Source organism: Limosilactobacillus pontis DSM 8475 (assembly GCF_001435345.1).
Lineage (GTDB): Bacteria > Bacillota > Bacilli > Lactobacillales > Lactobacillaceae > Limosilactobacillus > Limosilactobacillus pontis.
This window is the reverse complement of record NZ_AZGO01000041.1, coordinates 74,103-80,708: the sequence shown is the minus strand read 5'-3', so window position 1 is coordinate 80,708 and position 6,606 is coordinate 74,103. Positions and strand designations below refer to the sequence as shown.

The window sequence follows — 6,606 nt, the reverse complement described above, 5'->3', positions numbered from 1 at the left end:
CTTCTTGCTTAATCTACGTCACTAAATTCGTTCAAGTTATTTCTTGCAATCTGCCTCATTCAAAAGAACATCAAAAATATCGGCATTGTTTTCGATATACTGGAATGCCTTCTGCAGAGAAATCGCCTGCACTGTCCGCTCTTTTGACAAGCCAAAGTTCTCACTATCCACCATCACCTGTGCAAAGAAATCATCGAGGATGTCCTTCATCGCGGACTCAATAAAATCCTGCTTATCGCGGTAGTGAAGATAGAAAGTTCCGCGGGTGATGTTAGCAGTTTCGGTAATCTTCTGCACGCTGATGTTTTCAATTTTGTCACGACGCATCAGATAAACAAGAGCTTTGCGTAGACTGTTACGAGTCTTGATTACGCGCGGATCTGTTTTATTAACAGCCATAAATCATCATCCCTTCATTGCTAAGCTTAAGTTCCCCTTACTTCTATACTTTTACCAACTCTTAGTATAGTGTCCTTGAAAGCACTTTGTCAAATAAAAACGATGTTTATCCTAATAAAAAATTTATGTCAAATAAGATAATATTGACACAACGGCCCCGAAGATTATATACTGGATTCTGTCTGGAACGGTAGCTCAACTGGATAGAGCATCGGTCTTCTAAACCGAGGGTTGTGGGTTCGACCCCCACTCGTTCCATTTTAGGTGTTGATATACCAACGTTTCAAAGATGTTTGTACCCCCAAACGTACCCCAAAATAAAAAACGGCCCGAGTATCATTACAGTACCCGAGCCGTTTTGTTGTCCAAATTATTTAAGATTTTATGTTCATTGTTACAAAAGTGTTGCAAAATTAATAAATAGTAAGGATAATGTTATATAGAAGATTGATATGGGATGATTAATTATGTTGCCATTTTTAATTATTGTATTAATTCTTGCTGGATCGGTCATCGGAAACGTCGTGGCCAACAACCGGGTGCCCGGTAAGCATAGCGCAGCCGCCCGTGATCGAAAGGCGTAATCACTGTTGTCTCAGCTTCAACGAAAAAGGATGCGAAGGTAAAATTCTTCGCATCCTTTTTGTTTATTGGTACTGTTTGGCGAGCCGGTCCAACAGGTCCAGGTACCCCTGCTGGAGGTCGGCCGGTTGGTAGCCAAAGTCGACAATTCCCATCTTGAGTAGGAGGTGCCAGGCGTGGCGGAAGTCCTCCTGACGGTGGCTGTAGTAGGCCCCGTTCAGGAAGTGCTTGATCGCCAAATACTCTTTATTCAGGTCGGCCAGCTTAGTCGATTGCTTGGCAGTCGTGACCCGTTGCCATTGGGCATCATCCATCACTACCAGGTGGGTCCACTGCTTTTTGGCGCTAAACAGGAGCAGGAGGGCCAGGGCCTTCAGGTAGCTCTGCCGGGCCAGGGCTGGATCATGTTCCTCCTGGTTGAGGACGTCGGCCCACCCCGCCGCCTGGGCGAAGTTGGCCAGCTGGCAGTCCAGCATGACAAAGATCGTCTGCTGGCGGGCTGCTGGGCCGATCAGTAGCTCCTTGGCATCGTCGACCGTCAGCTCCAGATCGACCACCCTATGCAGCATCTTAGTAATATCTAGTGTCATCTAATCATCCTCATCCGTTTCTGTATCCACCACGTCACCATTATCGGTTGGCGTTTTCTCACTGTCTCTGACCGCTGAAGCTGGTTCTGTGACTTGATCCGCCGGTGCTGGGAATGGTTCCGTCGGTTCGGTTGGCGCCGCCGGAACGGTCGTGGCAACTGGACTCGTCGACTCATCATCGGTGATAATCAGCTGTTCCGACCGTACCGCCAAGGCATCACGATCAGCCAGGTACCACTGCCGGACCAGGTTGTAGTGGAGCAAGATATCAAAGAATGAAACCTGCTCACCCGGGTCCTTGACCGAGAAGGCCCACTCCTGACTGTAGTCATCCGGGTCAAAGGAAAGGTCAAACTTGATTCCCTGATCCAACAACAGTTCCGCCCCACTGTTGTGCGGCAGGTTCATCAGCATGTAATCGGTCTCCCCGGTCTTGACGAAGAGACGGTCGATCATCGTCAGGCGCAGGTCCGGCTGCTGAAGCTTGAAACGCCGGTCATTAGCGGTGTTCAAAATCCCCAGGTTAATGGTGAAGCCTAGGTCATCAGCCAGCTCATTAGCAAATTCAATCAGCGACTTGATGGCATCCCGCAGCTCCAGGTCACTGTGTTTCTTCAGAGCATAAACGATAAAGTAGTTCACCAGTGCCCGGTTGTTAAACTGGAACAAACGCTGGTTAAGGTTCATGTAGAAGAGCGGCTGCTGCTGACTCTGTTCCGTGAAGGCGGCCTCCCCATTGGCACCGACCACAAACTTGAAGCGTGCGTCGGTCAGTGGGTCAATTGTGGCCACGAACTCGTGCTGCTGATTCTCATCAACCGTCACGCTGGCTACCTGATGCATCTCCAGGAGGCGACCCATGAAGAGCATGTAGTAGTCAGCGGCCTGATAGTGCTGTGGAAAGTCGATGAAGGCGTTATGGAGGTCCTGTTCGGTCAGCTTGCTGGCGGCCGTCAGGAGGTCCTCCGCCTGGTCAGTTGATGCCAATTGGTCGAGCAGTTCAACGTACTGCTGGCCACACTTCAAAACATCCTTGAATGAATCGGCCAGGGAGCTGATCCGGGCAGCTGGAGAATTTACGATCTTATTAGTCATCTGCATTCACCTGCTTCCCGGCGTCCTGGTCAGCGGACAGGCTCTTGAGGTAATTGGCATAGAGGTTGCGGTTGGCTAGCTCGAAGTCCTCAAAACTGCCGAAAGTATCAATGATGCTCTTCTGTTCGTAACTCAGAATGGTGTTCTCCTTGGATAAGGCCAAGACAACCTGCTCATTCTCCTTGATCGTCTGGGCCGCCGTCCGAGCCTCGGTCTCCTGGTCCTCCAGCTTCTGCAGCTGGGTCACCAGTTCCTCACGGGTGGCCCGGTTGCGGCTGGACTCAAACAACCCCGACCGGGAGTTGATATCCTTGAGCTCAGCCTGAATCTGTTGGCGCTTTTCCTCGCGTTCCCGCCGGTGGTCAATCAGCTCCTGAAGGCGGTCATTTTCACTGGAGATCTTGTTGATCCGGTCGCTGTTATAGCGCTTGTTCTTCCGGGCCAGCTCGAAGGACTTATTTAACATCTGGTACTCGGTCTGGTCAAAGGAGAAACGGACATTTAAGACGTCCAGCTCCCCAAAGCGGCGCCGGTCCCACCAATTACCGAAGTAGATCCGGTAGTGTCCCGTCTGGTACTCCTCATAATAGAAGAACGGGTAGGTCTTGCCCAGGTACTTGATCAGGTTGACACTGAGGTAGCTACTCAACTGATCGGCCAGGTCGTCCACCAGGCTCATGACCCCTTCGTCGTTGGGCTGCTGTTCGCGATGCTCGATCTCCTTGGCGTAACGCTGGTTGTCTAATAAACGATAAACGTCACGGTCATGGTGCTGGTCAATGGCGTAGTTCAACTCCTGAAGGTACTTGACCTTGGTCGCAATCCGGCCCTCGATTTCTTGACTAACATCTACGGCCTTACTGTCTTGATTTTTACTTGCCATAAACATTTCTCCTTGTCTGAATACTAGTTTAATCTTAGCCAACTTTTAATAAATTTTAAAGAAGCAAATCGTTAATTGAGGACTTTCTTAATAATTTAATCATTCGTTGTTGTAATCCTTATAATATGAATTATAATGTATGTAACAGATGTTTTATTTCCGTATGATATCTGTTACCAACGGAGCGTTTCGAAAAGAGGCGAAGTTATTATGGCACTGAGCAAACAAGAACGTAAGGAAATGGCCCGTAAGGCTATGGAAAAGCGTGGAAACAAGAAGCCTGATGGCTCTGGTTTCGCAAAGCTTGATGAAGAAGCCAAGAAACTGAGTGACTAAGCTTTTTGAAACAATCCAAACTAAAAGAGCAAGCAATTTCGACTGCTTGCTCTTTTCCTGTTTAAAATTACTTTTGTTGTTCCTGGCAGAACCGTTCGAGCCGATCCATCCCCTCCTTGATCTGATCGAGGGCCGTCGCATAGCTGAAGCGCAGGTAGCCTTCCCCGCCGGCACCGAAGAAGGTCCCGGCCGTCACGGCCACGTGGGCCTCCTGGGCCAGCTGGTAGATCAGCTTGGTGTCGTCCTGGTCGAGGAAGGCCGGAATCTTGGCAAAGATGTAGAAAGCCCCCATCGGCTTCGAGCACTTAAAGCCCATCTTCTCTAGACGAGAACGCATGTAGTCCCGCCGTTTTATGTACTGACGATCCATCTCGTCAATGGCCGCGGTGCCACCACGCAGGGCCGCCTCGGCTGCATCCTGGGTGAAGGTGGCCACGTCCATCATCACAAAGGAGTGAACCTTGAAGATCTCACTGGTAATATCCTTTGGTGCACAGAGGTAGCCGATCCGCCAACCGGTCATGGCGTAGGACTTGGAGAAGCCGTTGGTCAGGATGGTCTGGTCCGGCAGGGACTTGGCCATCGAGGCGTACTCACCATCATAGTTAAGTTCGCTGTAGATCTCATCACTGATGGCGAAGATCGGCTTGCCCTTGATCAAAGCGGCCAGGTCGTCGAGCTCCTGCTGGGTGTAGGCGATCCCGGTTGGGTTGGACGGGTTGACGAAGATAATCGCCTTCACCCGATCACCATACTGGTCGAGGTACTTCTTCAAAAGGGCCGGAGTCAGCTTAAAGTCGGTCACCGAGGTGTCAACTTCAACCGCCTGGGCCCCACCGATGATGGCGTCAGGGCCGTAAATGGAGAAGGTCGGTGTCGGCACCAGGACGACATCGCCGGGATTGGTGACGGCGGTAATGGCGGAATAGGCCCCCTCAGTGACCCCGTTGGTGATCAGGATCTCGGTCTTGGGGTCGTAGTGGAGGCCGTAGCGGTCGGCCAGGTTATCGGCCACTGCCTGCAAGAGGCCGACCGTCCCCCGCTGCGGCGCATAGTGGGTCCGGTTCTCCTGGATTGCCCGGATTCCCGCCTGCTTGACGTACTCGGGGGGTGTTGAAGTCCGGTTCCCCCAGGGTGAACTCGATCACGTCGGGAATCTTCGAAACAAATGTTGAAAAGTCAAAAAGTTTAAGTGTCGGCACATCGTTCAACGTGGCGCGCATGTGTTTACTCATCTCAACCATTGATGATCATATCCCTTCTCGAAAAGATGTTGTACTGGTTATAGGTTAACTGATTTGTGCAATGGTGGTCAAGCCATTTTGTGAACTACTCGGCCATTAATGACCGCGCTTCTGGGAACATGGGGTAGTATTTAGGATACCTAACTTACAGAACCCCACTCTTTTACCATGGCTAGTCCCTAGCCAACGGCTTTTAATCCTTTACGCAAGATATTAGCTGCCGCATTAATATCGCGATCGTGGTGGGTGCCACAACTTGGACACGTCCATTCACGAATGTCGAGTAGCTTAGGGCCACTATGGTAGCCACAGTGACTACAAATCTGACTAGTATAGTTTGGTCTAACCACCACCAAGCGTTTACCATACCAGGCACACTTATATGCTAACATGGTCCGGAACTGATACCAGCTGGTATTTGCGATCGACTTAGCTAAGCAATGGTTTTTCTGAAGGTTCTTGGCTTTCAAATCTTCGATGACGATTACGTCATACTGCTTAACCAAGGCCGTCGTTAACTTATGTAAATAATCCTTGCACTGGTTCGCTATCTTTGCTTGATAGCGAGCCTTTTGTTGTCGGGCTCGTTGCCAGTTCTGGTAATCATTTAGCTCTTCCTTCACCGTTTTGTGGTTATGGTTCCACTGACGAACGGCAATGGTCGCTTGATGTTTCCGTTTGGCATACTTACTTTGCCACTTTGTTGCTTGCTTTTCATACCATTTGGCATTAAAGGTTCCATACTTAATGCCATCAGAACTAATGGCTAGATCGCAATTCCAACGTCGATGCCGACCGCTTTTCCTGTCTTGCTTAAATGTTTGGGAGCCTCAAATGCCACTTGTAATGACAGATAGTAACGCCCAGTTGGCGCAAGGCAAACCGTATAGCACTTGACTTTGCCATCAGCTAACCGGGTTGTCTTACTGGTCCGAATGCCGCCCAACTTTGGCAACTTAACTCGCCGTTTATCAAGCACCTGACAAACTGACCGTCCTGTATAAGCTTGCCGGGTCGAATGACGCGATTTAAACCGTGGGTAACCACCTTGGTGCCTAAAGAGCATCTTAAAGGCTTGAGCGAGGTTGCGATTGGCCACCAGAAAACTAGTTGCGTCACTAGCTCTAAGGAATGGGTATTCCTGCTTGAGTCTTTTTAGGAGATAGTTCATGCCGTATTCATTGACGAAGTGACTGCTAGGATTGTTTTGATAACGTTTCTTCGCCATTGCCACCACTATTCTTTCATCGTCGGTAAATTAAAGCTAATTAGTGTCCTAACGCTAATCCTTCTGCTAAGTATATTATAGCATTTTTCAAACGTACGTTCGATGTAAAGCCAAAAAAATGGACAATTCATAGAGGCTGGGAAATAAGCTTCTCGGCGCCCTGTACGGCTAGCCTAGAACGGAGGTTAACGCTGGAGATGTCGGCCTTCGTTCGTAGTCAAATAGACTTGCTACGCTGCGCTAGCCGCT

4 protein-coding genes, 1 tRNA gene and 3 pseudogenes are annotated in these 6,606 nt (G+C 49.7%); 2 read left to right on the top strand and 6 right to left on the bottom strand.

What is annotated here, in order from left to right:
• Window positions 1-57 precede the first annotated feature (57 nt).
• Window positions 58-399 (bottom strand): annotated as a pseudogene (locus FD34_RS03430) (TetR/AcrR family transcriptional regulator); the annotation flags it as partial.
• A 184-nt stretch (window positions 400-583) separates the two neighbouring features.
• Here FD34_RS03430 and FD34_RS03425 point away from each other — a divergent pair.
• Window positions 584-657: transfer RNA gene (locus FD34_RS03425), tRNA-Arg, on the top strand.
• Between the two features lie 389 nt (window positions 658-1,046).
• Here FD34_RS03425 and FD34_RS03420 read toward each other — a convergent pair.
• The 3 genes from FD34_RS03420 to FD34_RS03410 are packed head-to-tail and all read right to left on the bottom strand — an operon-like array spanning window position 1,047 to window position 3,549.
• A complete protein-coding gene (locus FD34_RS03420) occupies window positions 1,047-1,571 on the bottom strand; it encodes a hypothetical protein (RefSeq protein WP_057806803.1) in 525 nt (174 codons plus the stop codon).
• Window positions 1,572-2,672 carry a hypothetical protein gene (locus FD34_RS03415; RefSeq protein ID WP_235805980.1) on the bottom strand — a complete coding sequence of 367 codons (1,101 nt, stop codon included), beginning with the start codon at window positions 2,670-2,672 and terminating at the stop codon, window positions 1,572-1,574. It abuts the gene before it with no gap.
• On the bottom strand, window positions 2,659-3,549 hold the full coding sequence (locus FD34_RS03410; protein WP_057806800.1) for a hypothetical protein: 891 nt from the start codon (window positions 3,547-3,549) through the stop codon (window positions 2,659-2,661). Before FD34_RS03410 ends, FD34_RS03415 begins: the two co-directional genes overlap by 14 nt.
• Window positions 3,550-3,684: 135 nt before the next feature.
• Between FD34_RS03410 and FD34_RS08755 the strand changes: the two genes are divergently transcribed.
• Entirely contained in the window at window positions 3,685-3,885 is a 201-nt protein-coding gene (locus FD34_RS08755) for a hypothetical protein (RefSeq protein ID WP_235805981.1), read from the top strand.
• Window positions 3,886-3,952: 67 nt separating this feature from the next.
• Here the strand turns inward: FD34_RS08755 and FD34_RS03405 are convergent.
• Window positions 3,953-5,129: pseudogene (locus FD34_RS03405) on the bottom strand (aminotransferase class I/II-fold pyridoxal phosphate-dependent enzyme).
• A gap of 179 nt (window positions 5,130-5,308) precedes the next feature.
• Window positions 5,309-6,360, bottom strand: a pseudogene (locus FD34_RS03400) (RNA-guided endonuclease TnpB family protein); the annotation flags it as partial.
• Between the last annotated feature and the right edge of the window lie 246 nt (window positions 6,361-6,606).

What these genes read in the sequence shown, in the direction of transcription:
- FD34_RS08755 (WP_235805981.1), top strand. Translation starts at nt 3,685, where the DNA reads ATGTATGTAACAGATGTTTTATTTCCGTATGATATCTGTTACCAACGG.
- FD34_RS03410 (WP_057806800.1), bottom strand. Translation starts at nt 3,549, where the DNA reads ATGGCAAGTAAAAATCAAGACAGTAAGGCCGTAGATGTTAGTCAAGAA.
- FD34_RS03420 (WP_057806803.1), bottom strand. Translation starts at nt 1,571, where the DNA reads ATGACACTAGATATTACTAAGATGCTGCATAGGGTGGTCGATCTGGAG.
- FD34_RS03415 (WP_235805980.1), bottom strand. Translation starts at nt 2,672, where the DNA reads ATGCAGATGACTAATAAGATCGTAAATTCTCCAGCTGCCCGGATCAGC.